The organism is Nonomuraea sp. NPDC050394 (assembly GCF_044459065.1).
GTDB lineage: Bacteria > Actinomycetota > Actinomycetes > Streptosporangiales > Streptosporangiaceae > Nonomuraea.
In genome coordinates, this window is sequence record NZ_JBITIO010000018.1 from 21,252 (window position 1) to 43,656 (window position 22,405).

Consider the following 22,405-nt stretch of genomic DNA (forward strand, 5'->3'; position numbering starts at 1 on the left):
TCCACCCTGGGCCCGCGCCCCGGCAAGCCCAACCCGGATACTGCCACCCACCCACCCACCCTCCCGCCACTCCCGCCCCACCTGCCCCACCGCTCTCTGCCCCTCCGCCTTCCTGCCTTCCGCCCTCCTGCACTCCCGCCTCACCTGCCTCTCTGCCCCTACCGCCCTCTGCTCCTCCGCCTCCTGTCTTCGCCTTCCCGCCTCCGTCCTCCAGCCCTCCAGCCCCGGACTGTGCGTCTCCGGCACTGAGCTCTGGGCGACCCGCCTCGGGCCCACCGCTTTGCCTCCTAGCCGGAGGAAGTTGGGGGCGTACCGGAAAACGGGTGGTGGAGGGGGTGGTGGGGAGCGGAATGTCGGGGCGGGGTGCGAACATGGGCGGGTGCTGATGCTTCTCGACACACCCTCGCTCTACTTCCGTGCCTTCTACGGCATCCCGGAGTCGATGACCGCCCCCGACGGCATGCCGGTCAACGCGGTCCGCGGGCTGATCGACATGATCGCCACGCTGGTGCGCAAGTACCGCCCGGCCGAGCTCGTGGCGACCATGGACGCCGACTGGCGCCCGGCCTTCAGGGTGGCGGCGATTCCCACCTACAAGGCGCACCGGGTGGCCCACGGTGACACCGAGGAGGTGCCCGACACGCTGGTGCCGCAGATCCCGGTGATCGAGCGGGTACTGGACGCCGTCGGCATCGCCCGCCTGGAGTCGCCCGGGTACGAGGCCGACGACGTCATCGGCACCCTGACCCACGCGGCCGGCGGCGGCGCGGTGGACGTGGTGACGGGGGACCGGGACCTGTTCCAGCTGGTCGACGACTCGCGGCCGGTTCGCATCCTCTACACGGCGCGCGGCATCCGCAACCTCCAGGTCGTGGACGAGGCGTTCGTGACCGCCAAGTACGGCATTCCCGGCCGTTCCTACGCCGACTTCGCCACCCTGCGTGGCGACCCGTCCGACGGGCTGCCCGGCGTGTCGGGCGTGGGGGAGAAGACCGCCGCCGCGCTGATCACCCGCTTCGGCTCCCTGGACGCTCTCCTGACCGCCCTGGACGAGGGCGCCACCGAGGGCTTCCCCGCCGGTGCCCGCACCAAGCTGGCCGCCGCCCGCGACTACCTCCGGGTCGCCCCGGCCGTGGTGGAGGTCGCCTCCGACGCCCGGTTGCCTGCCACCGACCTCACCCTGCCCACCAAGCCCCGCGACCCGGAGGCCCTGGTCCAGCTAGCCGACCGCTACGACCTCGACAGCCCACTCAACCGCCTCCTCGACACCCTGAAGTAACTCGGGCAGCCCCTAGCTCCTGACAAACCACACAGCCCTCGGGCCAGCTCGCCCACGACCTTCCGGCCACTGAGCAGACCTGGCGTCACCAGGCATGTCCGCACGCCGGGCCCACCGTCACGCGACCCCCGAGGCAGCGGGGTGCCACGCAGGGCGCCCGGGCCGAGGCGAGGCCCGGGAAGCGGAGCGTGAGAGACGCGGTGTGCGTGGGAAGCGGCGCGCCGAACGCGTGGATGCGCGACACCGGGCCCGCGATGAGTGGTGCGCGGGACGCGGGCAGCTGCGCGGGGTTCGCGAGGTGTGGGACCCGCGGGCGGGGCGCGGCACGCGCAGTGCCGGCGCCACGATGTGGGGTCCGCGAAACGCGGGAAGCGGACACGAAACGCGGGGCGCCGGGATGTGGGGCGCGGGACACGCGGAGCGCGGGATGCGCAGTGCCGGGGCCACGAAACGTGGGGCGTGCGGGGTGGGGCGTGGGTTGTGGGGTGTAGGCACAGCTCGGCGGCGCGGGGGAGGCGGCGCGGAGGGCCGGGTGGGATGTCCTGGGGTGGGGCTGGATGGGAAGGGGTGGGTGGCTGGGTCTGGGGGTTGGGGATGAGTGGGGAAGGAACGGGGGCATACCTTGATCGGTAGTGCGCGATCATGTGACAATGCGCCCACAGGTCGATACACGCGGTGTGGGGGTCGGCGTCATGGTGCGAACGCTGAGCGAGCGGCCCTAGGGTGGCGGGCGACGAGCTGGGCGAGGCCTCCGAGCTTGGTCGCGTCTGTGCGCTCGCCGCCGAATGCGCCCGTGACCTGCGCCGGTGCGTGGAAATGTACGGCGGGCTGTTTCCCAGGGCCGCCTTCGACCCCGATCTCTACCATGCCCTGTGCCTGTCCACCGCGTTCAGTTCGCCCTGGTCGGCGGCGGAGCGGCTGAAGGTCGCCAACCGGGCGGCGCTGTGGGTGCGGGCCGTCGGGTGGCTGGTGGAGCACGCGGCCGCCACCCGCGACGAGGTGGACGAGCTGAGCCGCGACTGCATGGCCGTCGCCGACGGGGCGGCGCCGAGGGTACCGGCGACCCGGTTCCTGGCGGATCTGCGGGACGAGATGGCGACGGTCAAGGGGTTCGAGGGGCTGCGGGGGCGCTGGCGGACGCAGCTGGAGCGCATGCTGGCGGCCATGGAGCGGGCCTGGGTGTGGCGGGAGGCGGGGATGGTGCCCTCGCTCGGGCGCTATCTCGACAACGCCGACAGCTGCGGTTCGAGCTTCGTCGATCTGTCACACTGGATCTACGCGGGCGACCCGTGGGCGCGGCGTCATCTGGGTGAGCTGGAGCCGGCCAGCCGGCATGTGCAGCGGTATCTGCACCTGCTGGGTGACCTGGCCTCCTACCGCCGGGACGTCAGCTGGGGCGACCTCAACGTGCTCATGCTGGGGGTCAGTCACGGTGACGTGACCGACCGGATGACCGTTCTGGCCCAGGAGGCGGCGGCGCTGATCGGGCCGTTGCGCGAGGTGAGCCCGCTGACGGCCGCGTACCTGCGCCGTCAGATCGGATTTAATACCGGTTTTCATGGCATTTCGGGCCTCATGGCCTGACAACTCACTGACTCCGGAGTTTGGGAGCGCAACGGGCCGCCATGTATTACCGTGCTCTAGGCGACAAAGAGGGACATATGGCTTCCTGTGATGGATTGTGCCTTGAGTGGAAATTGTGGCGTTGCTAGGGTGTCTCGTTGCCAGGTAAGTGGATGGGACCTTTTCTCTGCGCCTTGACAGGTCACTCTGACCAGGGCACTTCACAGGGCGGTGCTCGATGGACTTCGGTCGCTCTGAACGATGGCGACTGCCGACCGCGATCAAGATTTTGATCGCCGGCGGGTTCGGCGCGGGCAAGACCACGATGGTCGGCGCCGTCTCCGAGACGCGCCCGCTGCGCACCGAGGAGATGATCACCCACGTCAGCGCGGGTGTCGACGATCTGTCGGGCGTGGAGACCAAGCCCACGACCACGGTCGCCATGGACTTCGGCCGCATCACCATCCGTGACGACTACATGCTCTACCTGTTCGGCACGCCCGGCCAGGAGCGCTTCTACTTCGTCTGGGACGAGCTGGCGCTCGGCGCGCTGGGCGCGGTCGTGCTGGCCGACACCCGGCGGCTGGCCGACTGCTTCCCGGCCATCGACTACTTCGAACGCCACCGCACCCCCTTCGTCGTCGCCCTCAACTGCTTCGACGGCGCCCGCCCCTTCACCGTCGGCCAGGTGCGCAGGGCGCTGGAGCTGGAGCCCGAGATCCCGATCGTGTTATGCGACGCCCGCCGTAAGGACTCGGGCAAAGAGGTGCTCATCACGCTCGTCGAGCACGCGCTGCGGACGGGCGCCGAGCCCGTCGGAACCGCGCCGTGACACGAAGCCGCTACCTTTGACCGATGGAGGAGATCGACCGCCGGATCGTCACGCTGCTGGCCCAGGACGGCCGGATGAGCTTCACCGATCTGGCCAGGGAGACGGGATTGTCCGTCTCGGCCGTGCACCAGCGGGTGCGCCGCCTGGAAAAGCGCGGCATCGTCCGCGGCTACGCCGCCGTGATCGACCATGACGCCATCGGGCTGCCGCTGACCGCGTTCGTGTCGATCAAACCCATCGACCCCGCCGCGCCCGACGACGCGCCCGACCGGCTGGCCCATCTGCACGGGATCGAGGCCTGCCACAGCGTGGCCGGTGACGAGAGCTACATACTCAAGGTCCGCGTGGCCTCGCCGGTGGGCCTGGAGGAACTGCTGCAGCAGATCCGCGCCGCCGCCAACGTCTCCACGCGCACGACCGTGGTCCTGAGCACCCCGTACGAGCACCGCCCCCCGCTGCTGGAGGACGGTGCGGACCCCGTCGGCTGACTCCGGTGGCGGCCTCCCGGCTGGCGGGAGGCCACCGGGAGGCTCAGCGCTGGCCGGGAATGGCCGGCAGCACCGTGACCATGACGCCGTCGCAGCTCACGCAGGTCGCGTGCGCCCATGGCGGCATGCTGTGCACGCCGTGGTGGCGCCAGGCGACGGTGTCGCCGCCGTGCCCGTCGTCGAGGTGGCGGGCTTCGTACTCGTCCTGCCAGACGTGTGAGCAGCGCTGGCAGAAGAAGGTCCAGATTTCCGAGAAGACGTCGGTTTCGCGCATGGCGAAGCACCCTCCTGGCATGTGCGGATGGCTGACGGGCGGGGGAGTGGTGTCCCCCCGGCTCACAGCCGCCAGACGCTCAGCAGGACCAGGCGCTCGGTGTTCCCGGTCGCCCGGGTGGGCGCCGCGGCCCGCCGTACCTCGGGAAAAGGGCGGGCGGCCGCGGCGCGCGGCCGCTTCACGGGCGGGCGGCGGTTGCCGCGCGGCCCGGCCTCGTCGGTGCCGCACTCCTCGCCCAGATGTACGGCGGAGGCCACCGCGACCGACTCGGCCGCCCAGGCGGCGTGACCGGGTGACCACAGCGCGACGCACAGCCAGAACGCGGCCAGCACCGCCGGCCACCGCGCCGATCTGATCTGCGAACACAACGTGGTCACACCATCACCCAGAGTCGCGAAACTCATGCCGAGGTGATTAGTATCCGCAGCTCAGAGCGCCTAAACAGGCTCCCCGCGGGGCAGCGGGGAAGCCGTTCAGGGCAGCCGGGGCGCGTACTGGGCGCGCAGGAGGGCCTTGGCCTCCTCGGTGGCGCCGAGCAGGTCCAGGCCGCTCAGCGCCGCACCGGCGATCGGCGGTACGTCGGCGACGAGCAGCTTGGCCCGCGGCGCCCGCCCGGCGAACTCACCGTCGAGCAACGCCGTCATCAGCGGGTCCCGCGCGGTCAGCATGCCGCCGCCCAGGACCACCTCCGTGGGCGTCTCCAGCAGATCGAGCCGCCGCAGGCACACCTCCGCCATCACCACCACCTCCTCGGCCAGCCGCCGCACCAGCGACCCGGCCACCGCGTCGCCGGAGCCCGCGGCGGTGAACAACCCGGGCGCCAGCTCCAGCACGCGGGCCGGATCGATCCGGCCGAAGTGCATGTCGAGCACGAGTTCCTCGACGGACCCGACGGCGAACTGCCGCCTGACCAGCGTGCTCAGCGAGGTCGCCGGGCCGCGGCCGTCCTCGGCGCGGACGGCGTGCCAGAGCATCTCCTCCGCCACGTCCTGCCCGCCGCCCCAGTCGCCCGACATCTTCCCCAGGGCGGGGAAGCGGGCCACCCGGCCGGTGGGGGAGACGCCGACCGCGTTGATGCCGGCGCCGCACACGACGGCCACTCCCCACGGTCCCGACGCCCCGGCCCGCAGGAGCGCGAACGTGTCGTTGCGGACCACGATCTGGCCGGAGAAGCCCTGGAGGGTGAACTCTGCCGCCAGGATCTCCTCCTCCGCGGGCAGGTCGGCGCCGGCCAGGAAGGCCGCGACCAGGGTGGGGGAGGTGGTGATGCCGGCCCGCCGTACCGTGTGGAGGACTGTTGCGACGGCGGCGGGGACGCCGTCGGTGTGCGGCGTGAACGGGCCGCCGCGAGCGGTGGCCAGGACCCGGCCGTCCGCGGCGACCAGAGCGACGTCGGTCTTGCTGTTGCCCCCGTCGATGGCCAGGATCAGCCCTTCACCCCCGTCAATGTCACCCCCTCGATGAACACCTTCTGCGCGAGGAAGAAGATGATGATGACCGGAGCCGTCACGAGCAGCGTGGCCGCCATGGTGAGGTTCCATTGCACGCTGTGGAAGGCCTTGAAGGTGGCCAGACCCAGCGATAGCGTCCACCCCTCCTGGTCGACTCCCGCATACAGGAGTGGGCCGTAGTAGTCGTTCCAGCAGTAGAAGAACTGGAAGAGCGCGACCGCCGCGATCGCCGGGCGGGCCATCGGAAGGATGACCTTGAACAGCGTCTTGACGTCCGAGCAGCCGTCCACCCGGGCGGCGTCGGTGTAGTCGCGGGGGATCGTGACGAGGAACTGGCGCAACAGGAAGATCGAGAAGGCGTCGCCCAGCAGCATCGGCAGGATCAGCGGCCACAGTGAGTCCGTCAGGTCGAAGCGGGCCCAGATGAGGTAGACCGGGACGGCCACCACCTGGGGCGGCAGCATCATGGTGGTGATGACCAGCAGGAACGCCAGCTTGCGCCCGCGGAAGCGGAAGCGGGCCAGCGCGTAGGCGACCGGGATCGACGACAGCAGCGTGAACGTCGTCGCCAGCGCGGCGTACATGAACGTGTTGAGCGTCCACTGCACCAGTTTCGACTTGGCGAACACGGCGGCGAAGTTCGACCAGTTCCACGTCTGCGGCCACAGTTCACTCGTGAGCGCCTGCTCGTCGGTCATCAGCGCGGTCAGGAACACGAAGACCAGCGGCGCGATGAAGATGATGCAGAGCACGATGGTGATCGCGTGCTTGGCGATCCACATGAGCGTCTTGCGCCGGGCGCCGGGCGCCGGTCTTGTGCGTACGGCGGGCCGCCGGGCGGGTGCGGTCACGGTGGCGCTCATGAGACCTCCTCCGCGTAGCGGAACCTGCGCAGCAGGACCGTGGTGAACAACATCGCCGCCGCGAACAGCAGGAGCGCCATCACGCAGGCGTAGCCCATGGAGAAGTCGCGGAAGCCGGCGTGGAAGAGCCACTGCGGAAGGGTCAGCAGCGACTGGTCGGGATAGCCGGGCGTGAACACGGACCCGGCCGAGTCGGTGGAGCCCGACGCGACCCGGGAGGCGATCATCGCCTGGGTGAAGTACTGCAGGGCGTAGATGACCGCGGTGATCGTCGAGAACAGCAGCACCGGCGAGATCATCGGCAGCGTGACGCTGCGGAACTGCCGCCAGGCGTTCGCCCCGTCGATGGAGGCCGCTTCATAGAGGTGCTTGGGCACGTCGAGCAGCGCCGCCATGAAGATGACGATCATGTTGCCGCAGCTCCACATCGCCAGCAGCGTCAGGCTCGGCTTCGACCAGGCGGGGTTGCCGAACCAGTCGGGGCCGGTGATGCCGATGAGGGCCAGAATCTGGTTCCACGGGCCGGTCGAGGGGTTCATCAGGAAGACGAACGCCACCGTGCCCGCCACCATCGGCACCAGCGAGGGCAGGTAGACGATGGTGCGGATCAGCCCGAGGCCGGACTTCAGCCGGGTGATGAGCTGGGCCACGCCGAGCGCGAAGATCAGCTGCGCCGGGACCATGAACGCGACCAGCCACAGCGTGTTCTGGATCGAGGTCCAGACCCGGTCGTCCTTGAACAGGTAGCGCCAGTTGTCCAGGCCGATGAACTCCAGCGTGAACAGGTCGTAGCGGTGGAAGGAGAAGTAGACGGTCGCCACGAGCGGGTAGACGAAGAAGATCGAGATTCCGACCAGCCAGGGCGACAGCCACACGAGGGCGCGCAGGCCCTCGCTGCGCCGCCACCGGGACGGCGGCGCAGCGTGAGCGCGGGAAGCCACATCAGCCTCCGGACAGCTTCATCTTGTCGTCGATCCGCTTGTCGACCTCTTTCAGCCCGGCGTCCAGATCCTTGACCTGGCCCTTCTCCCAGGAGGCCATGAAGGTCGAGAAGGCGTCCTGGTTGAAGACGCTGTTGACGTTGGCGGGCAGCGTCGAGGTCTTCGGGTGGGCGAAGATGTCGAGGAAGGTCTTGAAGTTGTCGTCCTTGGCCAGGTTGGGCGACTCCATCGCGGCCTTGGTCGTGGGCACGTTGCGCAGCGCGTTCGAGAGCGTCACCAGCGAGTCGGTGTCGGTCGTCAGGTGCTTGATCAGCTCCCAGGCATGCTGCGGGTTCTTGGCGCCCTTGGGGACGCCGATGACGGTTCCGGCGGTGAAGCCGCTGCCGTAAAGGTCGGGCTTGTCGTCGGCGACCGGCAGGGGGGCGGTGCCGTAGTCCAGGCTCTTGGCCTTGGGGTCATTGGCGATCATGGCGTTGCGCCACTCGCCGTCGAGGATCATGGCGACCTTGCCCTTGAAGAACGGGTGCTCGGCGCCCCACTCGTCGCCCAGGCCCTTGCGGAACTTCTCAAGCTTGTCGTAGCCGTACCAGTCGACCAGCTCCTTCTGCCAGGTCAGCAACTGCTTCCAGGCGGGGTCGGAGCCGATGGCCGAGGTGCCGTCGTCGTTGTACCACTTGGCGCCGACCATGGGGCCGAGGTGCGACGGGCTGTTCTCGTAGTACTGCGCGCTCGGGATGAAGCCGGCCACCTTGATGTCGCCGTTGGCGTCGCGGACCGTGAGCTTCTTGGTCAGCTCGGTCAGCTCCGACAGCGTCTTGGGCGGCTCGCTGCCCTTCATCAGGGCGCGGTTGTAGTACAGGCCGTAGGCGTCGGCCAGCAGCGGCATCGTGCACCGCTTGCCCTCGAACTCCGAATAGGCGCGCGAGGCCTCGGGCAGCACCGACAGGTCGATGCCGTCCTGCTTGATGACCGCGGTGAGATCCTGGAACGCTCCCGACTTGCACCACTGGGCGACGTTGTCGGTGGTGAAGGACGCGGCCACGTCGGGCGCCTTGCCACCGCGGATGGCCGCGGTGATCTGGTCGTCCTGGACGCCCTTCTTGGTCTTGACGGTGATCTGCGGGAACTTCTTGCTGAAGGCCGCGATGGAGTCCTCGAACGCCTTGGCCTCGGCATCGGTGGCGAAGCCGTGCCAGAGTTCGAGGGTGGCCGCGGGCAGCGCCTGCGAGGCCGATCCTGAGGGCTTGGGCTGGGCGCCGAGTGACGGCGCCGGTTCCTTGCCCGCTGTGCAGGCGGTCAGGACCAGGGCTGTGAGCCCGGCGACCGCCAGGGGGACGAAGCGCACGGGGGGTGCCTCCTCATGGCGTGGAAACCGTACTGCTGAAGACCTCGTCACGGGCTGTGTCGAGGGCCAGGTCGAGCGCGCCGGCGAGGACGGGATTGCCTTCCATGGTCGACAAGCGCACCTGAGGTCGAAGGGTGGTGAGCGCGTGAAGCTCGTGTTCGACGAGTTCACGCAGGGTTTCGCCGCCGGTCAGCACGGTGCCGCCGGTCAGCACGATGAGCGCCGGGTCGATCACCGAGGTGATCGAGGCCAGCCCCACCGCGAGCCGGGCCGCGACATCGCGCAGCCCCGCCCTGGCGTCGTCGGCGCGCTGCCCGCTTCCCTGGGCGGCGCGCGTGGCGTTGGCGATGGCCTGGCGGAAGTCGGACCCGCGCACGCCGTAGGACTGAAGAAGTGTGTGAACGGCGGGCCCGCCGCTGAGCGCCTGGTACCCGTGGTTGGCGTAGCGCCCGGCCTCCCGCGCGGTGGGGGCGCCGGGCGTGGGCATGTAGCCGACCTCACCGGCGCCGCCGGTGGCACCGCGGTGCATCCGCCCGCCCAGCACGATGGCCATGCCGATGCCCTCGTCGGCCCACAGGAGCACGAAGTCGCCGTGCCCCCGCGCCACGCCGTGGGCCTGCTCGGCCAGCGCCACGAGGTTGACGTTGTTCTCGACGTCGACCGGCGCGTCCAGGCCCTCGGCCAGGGTGGGCACCAGGTCGGGGATCAGCCAGCCCGGCACGTCCTTGGCGGTGGCGAAGCCGAGGCGGCCGGTGGTCGGGTCCATCGCGCCCTGGACGCCGATGACCACGCGGCGCAGCGGGCCGGGCGGGTTGGCGCCGTCCAGCGCGGCGCGCAGCCGTTCGACGAGGGTGCCCGAGGGACGGCGCGTCGTGGGTAGCGTGAACTCGCCCACGACGGCGCCGGTGATGTCCGCGACCCGCGCCTGGACGCGGTCGGGGGTGACGTCGAGCGCGCCGACGTAGGCGGCGGCGGGGTTGATCCGGTAAACCTCTGCTGTACGGCCCGGCAGTCCTTCCCTGATCCCGTCGAGGACCACCAGGCCGGCATCCTGCAGACGGGACAGGAGCTGGGAGGCGGTGGGCTTGGACAGGCCGGTCAGGGTGCCGATCTCGGGGCGCGTCAGGGGCCCTCGCTCCAGGAGCGCCTGCAGGGCCGCGCGGTCGTTGATCGCGCGTAGCAGACTTGGAGTACCAGGAACCGGACCACTCACGACATCTCCCTCGCCACATCCTCACCCGACCCCCACCCTGGGATCTGGGGCTCCCGACTACCGGGTCCCGACTACCGGGTCCCGACTACCGGGTCCCGACTACCGGGTCCCGACTACCGGGTCCCGACTACCGGGTCCCGACTACCGGGTTGAGGGTTAGGAAAGTTTCCTAACTTGGTGTGAACGTACGGAGTCCTGGCAGGATCGGTCAAGAGGTGAAACCAAGACGTGACCGTCTCAAGGAAAGGAAGATCCTGGGTGTCTCAACAGGCATGCTAAGGTCGTGATTTGTCGTAACAACTAGCAGAATGGCCCGGAGTGTCCCATTAACACCACAAACACTAGTGGTCCCACCACCGCCCGTCAAACCGAGCTGGCCAAGGAGCAGCAGTACGTCTCCCGCCTGTACACCCGGCTTGACGTGCTGCGCGAACGCACCCAGAGCCAGCTGAAGGACGTCCTGGCCACCGGAGCCGTCGGCACCATGCAGAACCGCTCCGAACGCGACACCTTCGCCGACATGTACGCCAACCGCCTGGCCCGCCTGTGGGCGGTCGAGCGCGGACTGGTCTTCGGCCGGCTGGACCACACGGAGGAAGGCCGGCTCTACATCGGCAAGCTCGGCCTCACCGACGACGAGCAGGAGCGGCTGCTCATCGACTGGCGCGCGCCGGTCGCCCAGCCGTTCTACCGCGCCACGCCGGCCGCTCCCATGGGCCTCACCCGCCGCCGGCATCTGCAGACGCGCGGCCGTACCGTGGTGGGGGTCGACGACGACCTGCTGGATCTCGACGGGATCAGCGAGGCCGACCGCGCCACCCTGAACGGCGAGGCCGCCCTGCTGGCGGCGCTGGACGAGAAGCGCACCGGCCGCATGCGCGACATCGTGGCGACCATCCAGGCCGAGCAGGACCGCGTCATCCGCGCCGACCTCAACGGCGTCCTGGTCGTCCAGGGCGGCCCCGGCACCGGCAAGACGGTCGTGGCGCTGCACCGCGCCGCCTACCTGCTCTACACCCACCGCGAGCGCCTGGAACGGCGCGGCGTGCTCATCCTGGGCCCCAACCTGACCTTCCTGCGCTACATCGAGCAGGTGCTGCCCTCGCTCGGCGAGACCGACGTGCTGCTGTCCACGGTCGGCGAGCTCTACCCGGGCCTGAACGCCACCGCCCGCGACCGGCCGCCGGTGGCGGCGCTGAAGGGCGACATCAGGATGGCCGAGGTGATCGCGCGGGCCGTGCGCGACCGCCAGCGCGTCCAGCGCAAGCCCGTCCAGCTCCCGCTGGGCCGCTACACGCTCACGATCGAGCCCGGCATGCTCGACGCCGCGCGCAACAAGGCGGTCCGCTCGCGCCGCCCGCACAACCAGGCGCGCGCGGTGTTCGTCCGCTCCATCCTCAACGCCCTGGCCCGCCAGGCGGCGAAGAAGATAGGCAAGGGCCTCATCGACGACGAGGAACTGGCGGACCTGCGTGAGGAACTGCGTACCGAGCAGGTGGTGCGCACCGCGCTCAACCGCTTCTGGCCGTATCTGACGCCGCAGCGTCTTCTCCTCGGCCTGTACGGCTCGCCCGAACGCCTCGACTACGCCGCCGCCGCCCTGACCCCCGCGGAACGCGCGCTGCTGCGCAGGGAGGGCGGGGAGTGGACCGAGTCCGACGTCCCGCTGCTCGACGAGGCGGCCGAGCTCCTGGGCGAGATCGACGAGAAGGTGCTGCGCGCCAGCGCCGCCCAGGCCGAGGAGGACCTCGCCGCGGCCCGCCAGGCCGAGGAGCACGAGCGCGAGGCGGAGCTCGCCTACGCGCGCGAGGTCCTGGAGCTGACCGGTCTGTCCGACGTCATGGAGGCCGAGCGGCTGGCCGAGCGCCAGCGCGGCGGCGGCCCCTACCTGACCACGGCCGAGCGCGCCGCCGCCGACCGCACCTGGGCCTACGGTCACGTCATCGTGGACGAGGCGCAGGAACTGTCGCCGATGGCCTGGCGGGCGCTCATGCGCCGCATCCCCACCCGTTCGATGACGATCGTGGGCGACATCGCCCAGACCGGCTCGGCGGCCGGGGCGCGCGCCTGGGCCGACGTCCTCGACCCCTATGTGGCCGGGCGCTGGCGCCAGGAGAAGCTGACGGTGAACTACCGCACCCCTGTGGAGCTGATGGCGGTCGCCGCCGACGTGCTGGCCACGATCGACCCCGGGCTGCGGGCGCCGACCTCGGTGCGCGAGAGCGGGGCGACGCCCTGGTCGGCGCCGCTGACCGAGCTGCCCGACCTGGTGAAGGCCGAGGTGGGCGAGGGCGGCAAGGTCGTGGTCGTCGCCCCGGACGTCCTGGTCGGCACGCTCGGCGCGAGCGTCGCCGCGGCGGTGCCCGGCACGGCCGTGGGCGGCGGGGCGGCGGCACTGGACGCGCCGGTGGCGGTGATGGGCGTGGCGGACGCGAAAGGGCTGGAGTTCGACTCCGTGATCGTGACGGAACCGCAACTGATCGTCGAGCAGTCGGCGCGTGGTTCGAGCGATCTTTACGTGGCCCTGACCCGCGCCACACAACGCCTCGGCGTCGCCCACGATCGCCCGCTGGGGCCCGCGTTGAGCCGCTTGCGGCCGCGAGGAAATGGGGCGACAAATGGGCTTTAGCTCGGCCGCACCCCGGGTGGGTCACCGCGCGGTCCCCCTGCCGCTCCCATGGACTACCTGCGAAAACTTGATGTTTCCGCTGATCGGGACACGGTTGACATCTGAGTTGGAGTCGGTAGTTTGCTGCGCAGTCCAGCACGGGACTTGGCCGGTTGGCCGTCTCTGACATCGTCGGATCCTGCGTCCGTGACGGAGCGTGACATATTGTGCGCGACTCCGTCCACACAGCCAGGTGCAGGGCCGTCGGTCCGTCGAGTCGGGGCACCCCAACCGGGCGGGGGGTTGGACCCGGGACGGGCCCGGTAGCCCAGTAGACAACGGAATTCCGCGCTCGCCGCCGACGAGACGGGTCCGGTCCGAAGGGTTTCCGGGCCCTCTTCCCGCTCCCGTGCCAGTGGATCACCACAAGCGCCGGGTGATCTCGCGGCCGACGGCCCGCGAGGTCACCCTGCCAGGTACGGCACTCCTGGCCAGGCGCGGAGCCAATCGCCCCGGTCAGGCGGTACCGTTTGCGCGACGGCTTGATGCGATCGCGAGGAGACCGGCGTGGTGCAGGAGAAAGCGGCGGCCCCACCGCCCTCGCCCCTCCCCGGCCCCGCCGCGCCCGCCCCTCCCTCGGTGAAGTGGCCGAAGGAACCGCCCGCGCGCCTGCTCGCCCGCGTGGCCGCCGCCGTCGCCGGAGGGCTCGCGCTCTTCCTCGCCTTCCCGCCGCTCGACTGGTGGTGGAGCGCGCCGATCGGCCTGGCGCTCCTGGTCATCTCCGTGTACGGCTGCCGCCCCCGCCGCGCCGCCTGGCTCGGCTACCTGGCGGGCGTGGTCTTCCTGCTGCCGACCCTGTGGTGGGTCAGCCCGATCGGCGTCGACGCCTGGATCGCGCTGGTCGCCGTCGAAAGCCTCTTCTACGCCGCCTGGGCCTTCCTGACCCGGCTCACCCTGCGCCTGCCCTGGTGGCCGCTGTGGCCGGCGGCGCTGTGGGTGGGCATGGAGTGGTGCCGCTCGACCTTCCCGGTGGGCGGCTTCCCCTGGGCCAGGGTCGCCTTCAGCCAGGGCGAGTCGCCGTTCACCCCCTACGCCGCGCTCGGCGGCGTGCCGCTGGTGACCTTCGTCGTGGCGCTGTGCGGCTCGCTGATCGCCTACGCCGCCGTCCGGTACCTTCCGGCCCCGCGCCGGGCCACCGGCGCCCCAGCGCCGCGTGACAGGCGCCTGGCGGTGGCGCCGCTGGCGCTCGCGCTGGCCGTACCGCTGGCGGCGCTCGCGATCCCGCGGCCCGGCGACGAGGGCAGGTCGGTCAACATCGGCATCGTCCAGGGCAACGTCCCCGGCAAGGGCATGTACGCCTTCGGCGAGGAACCCGCCATCGTCCTGCAGAACCACGCCAACGAGACCAAGCGCCTGGCCCAGGCCGCGCGCGAGCGCAAGGTCCTCAAGCCGGACATCGTCATCCTCCCCGAGAACTCCACCGACATCGACCCCTACCGCAGCGACTTCGCCCGCTCGGTCATCGACGAGTCGGTCAAGGACGTCGGGGTGCCCACGCTGGTCGGCGCGGTCGTCTCGATCGGCGACACGGAGCGCGCCACCCGCAGCCTTGTCTGGGACCCGGTCAAGGGGCCCGGCGCCTACTACGACAAGCGGCAGCTCGTCCCGTTCGGCGAGTACACGCCGTTCAAGGAGGTCTTCCTGGCGCTGTTCGAGCGGGCCAGGCTCGTCGGGCGGCAGTCGGTGGCGGGCACCAGGCCGGGCAACCTCCCGATGGGCCCGGTCACCATCGGCGCCGTCAACTGCTACGAGGTGGCCTTCGACGCGACCGTCCGCGAGACCGTCAGGGCCGGTGGCACGCCGCTGGCCGTGCAGACGAACAACGCCACCTACGCACTGTCCAATCTTCCCCCGCAACAACTTGCCATGTCCAAGCTGCGCGCGGTGGAGCACAATCGAGCCGTGGTGACCGCCGCGACCACGGGGATCTCCGCCTTCGTCACGCCGGAGGGTAAGGTCTCCTGGCAGACCCGCGAGGGGGTCGCCGACATGAACGTGGTCAAGGTGCCCGTAAGGACCCGGGCCACGCTCGCCACCACGGTGGGCGCGGCGCCCGAATGGGCATTGATGGTGATGGGTGTGGGGGCCGTAGGCGTCGCCGCGTGGCGCGGCAGGCGCCGAGACGATCGGATGAGGTAACGACTGACCATGGAGACGCTTGGCCGGGTGCTCATCGTCGTACCCACGTACAACGAGCGTGACAACCTGCCGCTGATCGCCGAACGGATCCGGGCCGCCGTGCCCGACGCGCACCTCATGATCGTCGACGACAACAGCCCCGACGGCACCGGCGACCTCGCCGACGAACTGGCCGCCAAGGACGACCACGTCCACGTCCTGCACCGGCCGGGCAAGCAGGGGCTCGGCGCCGCCTACATCGCCGCGTTCCGCTGGGGCATGAGCGAGGGCTACGACGTGCTCGTCGAGATGGACGCCGACGGCTCCCACCAGCCCGAGGAACTGCCCAAGCTGCTGGAGGCGCTGGCCGAGGGCGCGGACCTGGCGATCGGCTCGCGCTGGGTGCCCGGCGGCAAGGTCGTCAACTGGCCGGCGCACCGCGAGTTCCTGTCCCGGGGCGCCAACGTCTACGTGCGCCTCATCCTGGGGCTGCCGATCCGCGACGCCACGGCGGGCTTCCGTGCCTACCGCGCCGCCACGCTGGAGAAGATCGGCGTGTCGGGCGTGGAGTCGCAGGGCTACTGCTTCCAGGTCGACCTCACCCTGCGTACCGTCCGCAGCGGGCTGCGCGCCCGCGAGGTGCCGATCACGTTCGTGGAGCGGGTCAACGGGGTCAGCAAGATGAGCGGCAAGGTCATCACCGAGGCGCTGTGGCGGGTGAGTCTCTGGGGCGTCACCGGGCTGCCCTCGCGCCTGCGCCGCCGCCGCTGACACCGTCCTCGCGCGGAACGTCCGGGGCGGCCCGGACGTTGTACCGTCAGTAAACGGCGTCCGCCTGCCCGAATGAGGAAATCGATGGTCCGGCTCCTGCTTTTCCTGGCCTTCCTGGTCGTGCCCGTGCTGGAGATCTGGGTGCTCATCCAGGTCGGCTCCGTGATCGGCGGCTGGACCACGGTGGCGCTGCTGATCGCCGACAGCCTGTTCGGCGCGTGGATCGTGCGCCGCGAGGGGCGCCGGGCCTGGCGCAGCATCAACGAGTCGCTGCAGTCGGGTCGTATGCCGGATAAGGAACTGGCCGACGGCGGGCTCATCCTCGTGGGCGGGGCGCTGCTGCTGACGCCGGGGTTCCTGACCGACATCGTGGGGTTCCTGTGCGTGCTGCCGTTCACGCGGCCGATGATGCGCCGCCTGGGGTCGTGGTTCTTCGCCCGCCGGGTCAAGGCGATGGCGGCGGCTTCGCCGTACGCGAACCTGGGTGTGCCCTTCCCGCGGGCGGACCAGAACCGCCCGGCCGACCCGTCGGGCGGCAAGGTCGTGCACGGCGAGGTCATCAGGGAGGAGCGCGACGGCGGTTGAGCGGCCGGTCGCGGACAAGCCAAAGCCCCCGGACCCGTCAGGGCCCGGGGGCTTCACCGTGAGATTGTGTCAGGCGCTCTTGCGACGCTGGGCACGTAGGACGGCCAGCCTCTCGTTGAGCACCTCTTCCAGGTCCTCGATGGACCTCCGCTCCAGGAGCATGTCCCAGTGCGTCCTCGGTGGCTTCGCCTTCTTCGACTCCGGCTGCTCGCCGTCCACGCGCACCGCGGTCACGCCGCACATGCGGCACTCCCAGGTGGCGGGGATCTCGGCTTCAGCGGCAAGCGGAACCTCGAAGCGATGGCCCTTCGGACAGGTGTAGGACACCTCCTGGCGCGGGGCCAGATCCGTGTTACGGTCGTTCTCGTAGCTGGTTGCCCCGAGCCGGGTGCCACGAAGTGCGCGCTCGCCCATGTCTAAATGCCTCCTACAGGGCCCCCACTAAGATGGGGGGTCTGTCTCCCACGGTGTCTAACGCTTGGTACCGTGATGGGATTCCCACCCGGAGCGTGATCCAACCGCTCAGGCCGCCAGGAGTGGGAGGAAGTTCTTGTTTCACGCGGTTCGCGAGCGCCACATTTCCCCGGCCAGCCACAGCGCGCCCAGCATGATGAGCACCCCGTGGGCGATGCGCAGGGCGTAGACCGGCGCGAAGAACTGCGGGATGAACAGCGCGAACCCGGCCGCCAGCGGCACCGCGCTCCACTTGCCGAGCACGCCCGTGCGCCAGACGGCGATCGCGGCCATGACCGTGCCGACGCCGAGCAGCAGCAGGCCGCCGGCGAACATCGTGACCTCGACCGTCCCGTAACGGAATTCCTGCGCCAGTTCCATCAGCGCGGGTGCGCCGTCGCGCAGGGAGCGTCTGGCGATGACGTTGAGCCCGAAGTCCTCCGCGCCGTAGTAGGGCAGGGTCAGCCCGGCGCCGATCCAGGTCACGACCGCGGCGCGCAGCGAGAGCCGGTCGCCGAGGACCTGGTGGAGCCCGAGTACGGCGAGGCCGAGCAGGATGAACCCGAGCATGGCCGCGAGGTGCCCGACGACCCAGTTGGCCGAGGCCATGGCGGCCGCGTCGTCGCCCGAGGGGCGCAGAACGGGATAGAGCAGAAACATCAGGCCGGTGGCCGCGAAGGCGGCGGAGGTGAGACGGGGGCGGGCATCGGATCTCCTTGCAGTGCATTGCTCTTTAGTGAGAGCAATGCTCTCGAAAGAGAGCGTCTATGTCAAGAGCACTGCTCTCGGCGAGATGTCTCGCGTGAGACGCCGGTGAGATGTCCGTGGAACGCGCCCCCGGCACGCTTTCGGCATGACCCCTCACACCCGGCGCGTGGCCTGCGGCGTGGCCCTCGTCATCGGACTGTCCGCCTGCGGCGCGCTCCCGCCCCCCGCCGCCGGCCGGGACGAGCCCTCCACCCCCGCGGGGGAGGAGCCCCGCTCCACGGAGGACGAGCCGCGGCCGAGCGCGGACAAGCCCCGGCCGCGGCGGCCCGATCCCGGCATCGTCGCCCCCGCCGTCTCCACCGCGCTGCCCGTCGAGGGCAGGAACCTGCGCCTGGCCAGGTCCGGGGAGAAGGAACTGGCGCTGCGGTTCGACCTGTTCAACGGCACGGACAAGGTACTGTCGCCCGGCACGCTCGGCCTGGACGCCCGCGAACGGCTCGTGGCCCTCGTCGACCCGGTCACGGGCACCGCCTACGGCCTGGCGGGCGGCTCCGGCCAAGGGCGCATCAGCGAGGACGTGGACGTGGAGCCCGGCGGGAGCACGCCGGTGACGGCCGTGTTCACCGCGCCGCCCGAGGAGACCTCCGAACTGCTCGTGGCGCTCAACGGCCTGCGGCCCGTGATGGTGCCGATCGGCCCCGCCGGTCCCGAGGACGGCGCGGTGCCGCCGGTCCAGGGCGACCCGCAGGTGGGCGCGCTGGTCTGCAAGGTCGGCAAGGGCGGCAAGGAGGCGTTCACGCTGCCCAGCGACGTGCTGTTCGAGTTCGGCAGCGCCAAGCTGTCACCGGCGGCCAGGTCGGCGATCACCGGGCTCGGCGAGCGGGTCGGCGCCTCCTCCGGCACCGTCACCGTCGACGGCCACACCGACGGGGTGGGCGGCGACGCCGACAACCAGACGCTGTCCGAGCGCCGGGCGCAGGCGGTCCGCCAGGCGCTGGGGCCCTCGCTCGGCGACTCCTTCGACTACCGGGCCAAGGGCCACGGCGAGAGCGACCCCGTCGCCCCGAACGCCAAGCCGGACGGCAGCGACGACCCCCGGGGACGGGCCAAGAACCGGCGCGTCGAAGTCGAGGTCGACGGCCGTCGCGAGCCCGAGGCGCCGGTCTCCGGCGGCGAACTGTCCGACGCCGGTCTGCGGGCCGAGGTCGACAGCGTGCGGCGGCTGTCGGGCTTTCTGCTGGCCTCGGTGAAGGTGACCAACCCCGGCTCCGAGCCCGCGCCGCTGCCGTACGAGAACCACTTCACGCCCAAGGAGCTGACCACGGGACAGCTGTCGGTCAGCGGCCCCGGCAGCCGCCACGAGCTGTGCGGGTTCGCCGAGCCCACCTACTTCGACTTCGTCGGCACGCTCAGCTCCGGCTTCATGCCGGGCAAGCTCGACGTGCTGCCCGCCGGCGCCGAGGTGACGCTGTGGGGGCTGCTGCCCGCGCCCCCCGAGAGCGTCGCGTCGGTGAAGGTCCGGCTCGGTGGGTACGGCGAGCCCCTGGACGCCCCGATCACCGAAGGCTGAGGCCTTCGGACGCGCAGATCACCGAAGGCTGAGGCCCCTGGACGCGCAGATCACCAATCGCTGAGGCCCTGGACGTCCGGATCGCCGAAGGCTAGAGGCTCAGTTGCCGGCGGACCGCGGCCAGCCGGGCGGTGTACCTCGGCCAGCCGAACCCCGAGGCGGCGTACGCGGAGGCCGTCGCCTCGGCCAGATCCCCGGCGCCGGCCCGGTCGCCGGAGGCGAGCGTCAGCGCCGCCGAGACCGCCCTGGCGGCCAGCCACGGCGTGCTGCCCTCCGGCGCGTCGGCGTAGACCGCCCGCAGCAGCGAACCCGCCTCGTCCAGGTCGCCGCGCAGGATCAGCACGTCGGCCAGGTCGATGTGCGCCATGCTCGCCCCGGTCCCGTCCTCGGCGGCGTAGGCGAGCGCCGCGCGCAGGTGCGCCTGCGCCGCGCCCGTGTCGCCGTCGGCGAGCCGCGCGTTGCCCCTGATCAGCTCGTTCAGCGGCAGGATCTGCCGGTCGTCGAGCCGGGTCGCGTAGTGGCCGGACTCGTCGGCGCAGGCCATCGCCTCGCCGGTACGGCCCATGGCCAGCAGCGCCTGGGCCTGGTTGCTCAGGCCCCTGGCCAGGCCGTGCTCGTCGCCGCTCTCCCGGTCGAGAGCGTTGGCGGTGACGTAGCGGTCGAGCGCCGCCTCGGCCTGGCCCGTGTACAGGTACAGGGTGCCCAGCGCGTCGGCGAACGCGGACCTGCGCTGCCTGTTGGCCAGCCGCTCGGCCAGTTCCTGGCCCTCCAGCAGCGGGGCGAGGGCGTCCTTCAGCCGGCCGCGCTCGATCTCCACGATGCCGCGGTAGTAGCGGACGTTCATGGTCAGCGTGTCGTCGTCGGCCAGCTCCGCGGCCTTGGCCAGCAGGGCCGCGGCCTCGTCGAAGCGGCCGACCATGGTCGTGACGAAGCCGTGGTCGCACAGGGCGGCCGCGCGTTCGGCCCGGGTGCTGCCCGGGGCGTCGGACAGGGCGGCGAAGTGGCGTCTGGCCTCGGCGTACCAGCCTCTGATGAGCCACGGGGTGTGCAGCTCCAGGGCCAGCCGCAGGCCGTCGGCGGCGCGTCCGGTGTCCGGGGCGCCGTCCAGCGCGGCCAGCAGGTTCGGCCACTCGGCGAACACCGCGCCGACCGCCTCCGCGCCGGCGAAGTCGTCCGGGTCGCCGGCCTGCCTGACGAAGTCCAGGCACCAGGCCAGGTGTGCGGCGCGGGCCGGCTCGGTCTCGCCGGCGGCGGCCAGCCGTACCGTGGCGTAGTCCTTGACGGTCTCCAGGAGCCCGAACCTGCGCCCGCCACCGCCGGTCTCCACCGTCACCAGGCTGCGGTCGGCGAGCTCGGCCAGCGCGGGGGCGACGTCGCCGGCCGGCATGCGCGCGGCGGCCACGTGCTCGGCGGCCTCCAGCGTGAAGCCGCCGCTGAAGACCGACACCTGGCGCAGGACCGCGCGCTCGCGGGCCTCCAGCAGGTCGTGGCTCCAGTCGAGGGCCGAGCGCAGGCTCGTGTGCCGTCCGCCGGCGCCGCGCGCGCCGCCGACCAGCAGCCGCAGCCGGTCCTCCACGCGTGTGGCCAGTTGCGCCGCGGTCAGCGCCCGGGTGAGTCCCGCGGCCAGCTCGATGCCGAGCGGCAGCCGGTCCACCGCGGCGCAGATCGCCGCCAGGTGGGCGGGGTCGGCGCCGCTCTGGTCGGGCGCGCACCGCTGCAGGAACAACCGCGCCGCCGCCGCGGGCGCGAGCGGCCCGACCCTGTGCAGCTCCTCGCCGGGGGCCAGCAGCGGCCGCTGTGAGGTGACGAGCACGGTCAGCCCCGTCGTACGGCCCAGCAGCGCCATCACCAGCTCCGCCACCGCCTCGACCAGGTGCTCGGCGTTGTCCAGGACGAGCAGGGAGCCGTCGAGCCGCGCGGCCGCCTCGGCCGGGTCGCCGGGGTCGGCGCCGACGGCCGCCCAGATCGCGTCCTGCCTGCGGAGCGGAGCCAGCTCGACCACCGTGACCGCCCGCTGCCCGGTTCCCGCGGCCGCCCGCTGTCCTGCCGCCGTGACCGGTCGCCGTCCCGCCGCCACGGGCCGCCGCCCGGCCACCGACCTGGCCGCCTCGATCGCCAGCCGGGACTTCCCGCTGCCCGGCCCGCCGGTGAGCGTCACCAGCCCCGGCCGCGCCAACCGGCCCACCAGGGCGGCCAGGTCGCCGTCGCGGCCCACGAAACTGGTCGCGGGCCCGGGCAGCCGCACCGCCCCTCCTCCCGGCCGCCCGTCTTCTCCCGCAGGCCCGTCTTCTCCCGGAGACTCGTCCTCTTTCGGACGCCCGTCCTCAGCCGGCAGCTCGTCCCTATTCGGCGGCCCGCCGGGGGCGGGGTCGCGTGCCGTGCCCGGGTCCCGCGTGGGGCCGGGCTGTTCATGGAGCAGGGAGGGGTCCTGGCGGAGCATGAGCATCTCCAGCCGCGCCGTCTCCGGGGCCGGGTCCACGCCGAGCTCCTCCGCGAGCGTACGGCGCAGCCTGGCCAGCCGCTCCAGCGCCTCCGCCTGCCTGCCGCCCTGGTAGAGGGCGGTGGCCAGCAGCCCGTGCACCCGCTCGTGCAGAGGGTGTTCGGCGGCCAGCCGTTCCAGCTCGGGCCGTGCCTCGGTGGCGGCGCCCAGCGCCAGGTCGGCCCGCAGCCGCTCCACGAGCAGGTCGAAGCGCCACGCGTCCAGCCGCTCGCCCTCAGCGGCGGCGAACGGGACGGCCCGCAGGTCCTCCAGCGACGAGCCGCGCCACGACCCGAGCGCCTCGGCCGCGGCCGCCCTGGCCGAGCGGTGGTCGCCGGCGCGCACGGCGGCGTGCATGCTCTCTGCCGCCTCGCGGGCGGCGCGCAAATCGGCGGGGCCCGCGTCGAGGGAGTAGCCGCCGGCCGCCCTGACCAGCCGCGCTCCCGGCGCGTCCGGGGACGGCGCCGCGGTGAGAGCGGTGCGCAGGCGCGAGGCCAGGACGCGCAGCCGCTCGGTGGGCCGGGTGAGCTCGGCCTCGCCCCACAGGTCGGCGGCGAGCCGTTCGTCGGGCACGGGGCGCCCGCCGGCCAGCGCGAGCCGGGCCAGGAGCGCGCGTTCGAGCGGGCGCTCCAGGCGGACCAGGGCCTCCCCGGCACGGATCACGACCGGTCCGAGCACGAGGACGTCCAGGCCGGAGGGCGATGACATGGGCTGGATTATCCCAGGCTCGCCGGTGAGACGCCGGTGAAACGGAGGTGGAAGGTCACCCGTCCAGGCTGGGCGACATCGGTTTCACGGCCTGAG

General features: G+C 71.6%; 19 protein-coding genes. 9 read left to right on the top strand and 10 right to left on the bottom strand.

The window, feature by feature from the left end; translation table 11 throughout:
• Positions 1–385 precede the first annotated feature (385 nt).
• The 4 genes from ACIBKY_RS45745 (at position 386) to ACIBKY_RS45760 (ending at position 4,162) form a co-directional block, all read left to right on the top strand.
• Positions 386–1,279, top strand: coding sequence for a 5'-3' exonuclease H3TH domain-containing protein (locus tag ACIBKY_RS45745; RefSeq protein ID WP_397107660.1), 894 nt, complete (start codon positions 386–388; stop codon positions 1,277–1,279).
• Positions 1,280–2,002: 723 nt separating this feature from the next.
• Positions 2,003–2,863, top strand: a complete 861-nt coding sequence (locus tag ACIBKY_RS45750; RefSeq protein ID WP_397107335.1) for a terpene synthase family protein — start codon at positions 2,003–2,005, stop codon at positions 2,861–2,863.
• 217 nt (positions 2,864–3,080) lie between these two features.
• A complete protein-coding gene (locus ACIBKY_RS45755) occupies positions 3,081–3,674 on the top strand; it encodes an ATP/GTP-binding protein (protein WP_379624508.1) in 594 nt (197 codons plus the stop codon).
• Between the two features lie 23 nt (positions 3,675–3,697).
• The gene (locus tag ACIBKY_RS45760) at positions 3,698–4,162 is read left to right on the top strand and encodes an Lrp/AsnC family transcriptional regulator (RefSeq protein ID WP_397107337.1); all 465 of its coding nucleotides are present in this window, start codon (positions 3,698–3,700) and stop codon (positions 4,160–4,162) included.
• Between the two features lie 43 nt (positions 4,163–4,205).
• On the opposite strand, the gene ACIBKY_RS45765 is transcribed toward ACIBKY_RS45760, so the two are convergent.
• The 7 genes from ACIBKY_RS45765 to ACIBKY_RS45795 form a co-directional block, all read right to left on the bottom strand.
• Positions 4,206–4,436: a hypothetical protein gene (locus tag ACIBKY_RS45765; protein WP_379624504.1), complete on the bottom strand. Its 231-nt coding sequence runs from the start codon at positions 4,434–4,436 to the stop codon at positions 4,206–4,208.
• A gap of 62 nt (positions 4,437–4,498) precedes the next feature.
• Positions 4,499–4,840: a hypothetical protein gene (locus tag ACIBKY_RS45770; RefSeq protein WP_397107339.1), complete on the bottom strand. Its 342-nt coding sequence runs from the start codon at positions 4,838–4,840 to the stop codon at positions 4,499–4,501.
• A gap of 69 nt (positions 4,841–4,909) precedes the next feature.
• The gene (locus ACIBKY_RS45775) at positions 4,910–5,977 is read right to left on the bottom strand and encodes an N-acetylglucosamine kinase (protein ID WP_397107341.1); all 1,068 of its coding nucleotides are present in this window, start codon (positions 5,975–5,977) and stop codon (positions 4,910–4,912) included.
• Entirely contained in the window at positions 5,863–6,750 is an 888-nt protein-coding gene (locus tag ACIBKY_RS45780; protein ID WP_397107343.1) for a carbohydrate ABC transporter permease, read from the bottom strand. The genes ACIBKY_RS45775 and ACIBKY_RS45780 overlap by 115 nt, the downstream gene beginning before the upstream one ends.
• Complete coding sequence (locus ACIBKY_RS45785; protein WP_397107345.1) at positions 6,747–7,691, bottom strand: carbohydrate ABC transporter permease; 945 nt, start codon at positions 7,689–7,691, stop codon at positions 6,747–6,749. The genes ACIBKY_RS45780 and ACIBKY_RS45785 overlap by 4 nt, the downstream gene beginning before the upstream one ends.
• A gap of 1 nt (position 7,692) precedes the next feature.
• Positions 7,693–9,036, bottom strand: coding sequence for an extracellular solute-binding protein (locus ACIBKY_RS45790; protein WP_397107347.1), 1,344 nt, complete (start codon positions 9,034–9,036; stop codon positions 7,693–7,695).
• Between the two features lie 13 nt (positions 9,037–9,049).
• Positions 9,050–10,249 carry an ROK family protein gene (locus tag ACIBKY_RS45795; RefSeq protein ID WP_397107349.1) on the bottom strand — a complete coding sequence of 400 codons (1,200 nt, stop codon included), beginning with the start codon at positions 10,247–10,249 and terminating at the stop codon, positions 9,050–9,052.
• Between the two features lie 484 nt (positions 10,250–10,733).
• Between ACIBKY_RS45795 and ACIBKY_RS45800 the strand changes: the two genes are divergently transcribed.
• From ACIBKY_RS45800 to ACIBKY_RS45815, 4 genes are all read left to right on the top strand, one after another.
• Positions 10,734–12,878, top strand: coding sequence for a HelD family protein (locus tag ACIBKY_RS45800; RefSeq protein ID WP_397107661.1), 2,145 nt, complete (start codon positions 10,734–10,736; stop codon positions 12,876–12,878).
• 546 nt (positions 12,879–13,424) lie between these two features.
• Entirely contained in the window at positions 13,425–15,056 is a 1,632-nt protein-coding gene (lnt, locus tag ACIBKY_RS45805; RefSeq protein ID WP_397107351.1) for an apolipoprotein N-acyltransferase, read from the top strand.
• 9 nt (positions 15,057–15,065) lie between these two features.
• Positions 15,066–15,806: a polyprenol monophosphomannose synthase gene (locus ACIBKY_RS45810; RefSeq protein ID WP_397107353.1), complete on the top strand. Its 741-nt coding sequence runs from the start codon at positions 15,066–15,068 to the stop codon at positions 15,804–15,806.
• Between the two features lie 84 nt (positions 15,807–15,890).
• Positions 15,891–16,391, top strand: a complete 501-nt coding sequence (locus ACIBKY_RS45815; protein ID WP_397107355.1) for an FxsA family protein — start codon at positions 15,891–15,893, stop codon at positions 16,389–16,391.
• Between the two features lie 69 nt (positions 16,392–16,460).
• On the opposite strand, the gene ACIBKY_RS45820 is transcribed toward ACIBKY_RS45815, so the two are convergent.
• A complete protein-coding gene (locus tag ACIBKY_RS45820) occupies positions 16,461–16,805 on the bottom strand; it encodes an RNA polymerase-binding protein RbpA (RefSeq protein WP_184968423.1) in 345 nt (114 codons plus the stop codon).
• A gap of 141 nt (positions 16,806–16,946) precedes the next feature.
• Complete coding sequence (locus tag ACIBKY_RS45825; RefSeq protein ID WP_397107357.1) at positions 16,947–17,504, bottom strand: hypothetical protein; 558 nt, start codon at positions 17,502–17,504, stop codon at positions 16,947–16,949.
• A gap of 193 nt (positions 17,505–17,697) precedes the next feature.
• Here ACIBKY_RS45825 and ACIBKY_RS45830 point away from each other — a divergent pair, with 193 nt between their 5' ends.
• Complete coding sequence (locus ACIBKY_RS45830) at positions 17,698–19,122, top strand: OmpA family protein (RefSeq protein ID WP_397107359.1); 1,425 nt, start codon at positions 17,698–17,700, stop codon at positions 19,120–19,122.
• Positions 19,123–19,213: 91 nt separating this feature from the next.
• Here ACIBKY_RS45830 and ACIBKY_RS45835 read toward each other — a convergent pair whose 3' ends face one another.
• A complete protein-coding gene (locus ACIBKY_RS45835; protein WP_397107361.1) occupies positions 19,214–22,309 on the bottom strand; it encodes an AfsR/SARP family transcriptional regulator in 3,096 nt (1,031 codons plus the stop codon).
• Positions 22,310–22,405: the final 96 nt, after the last annotated feature.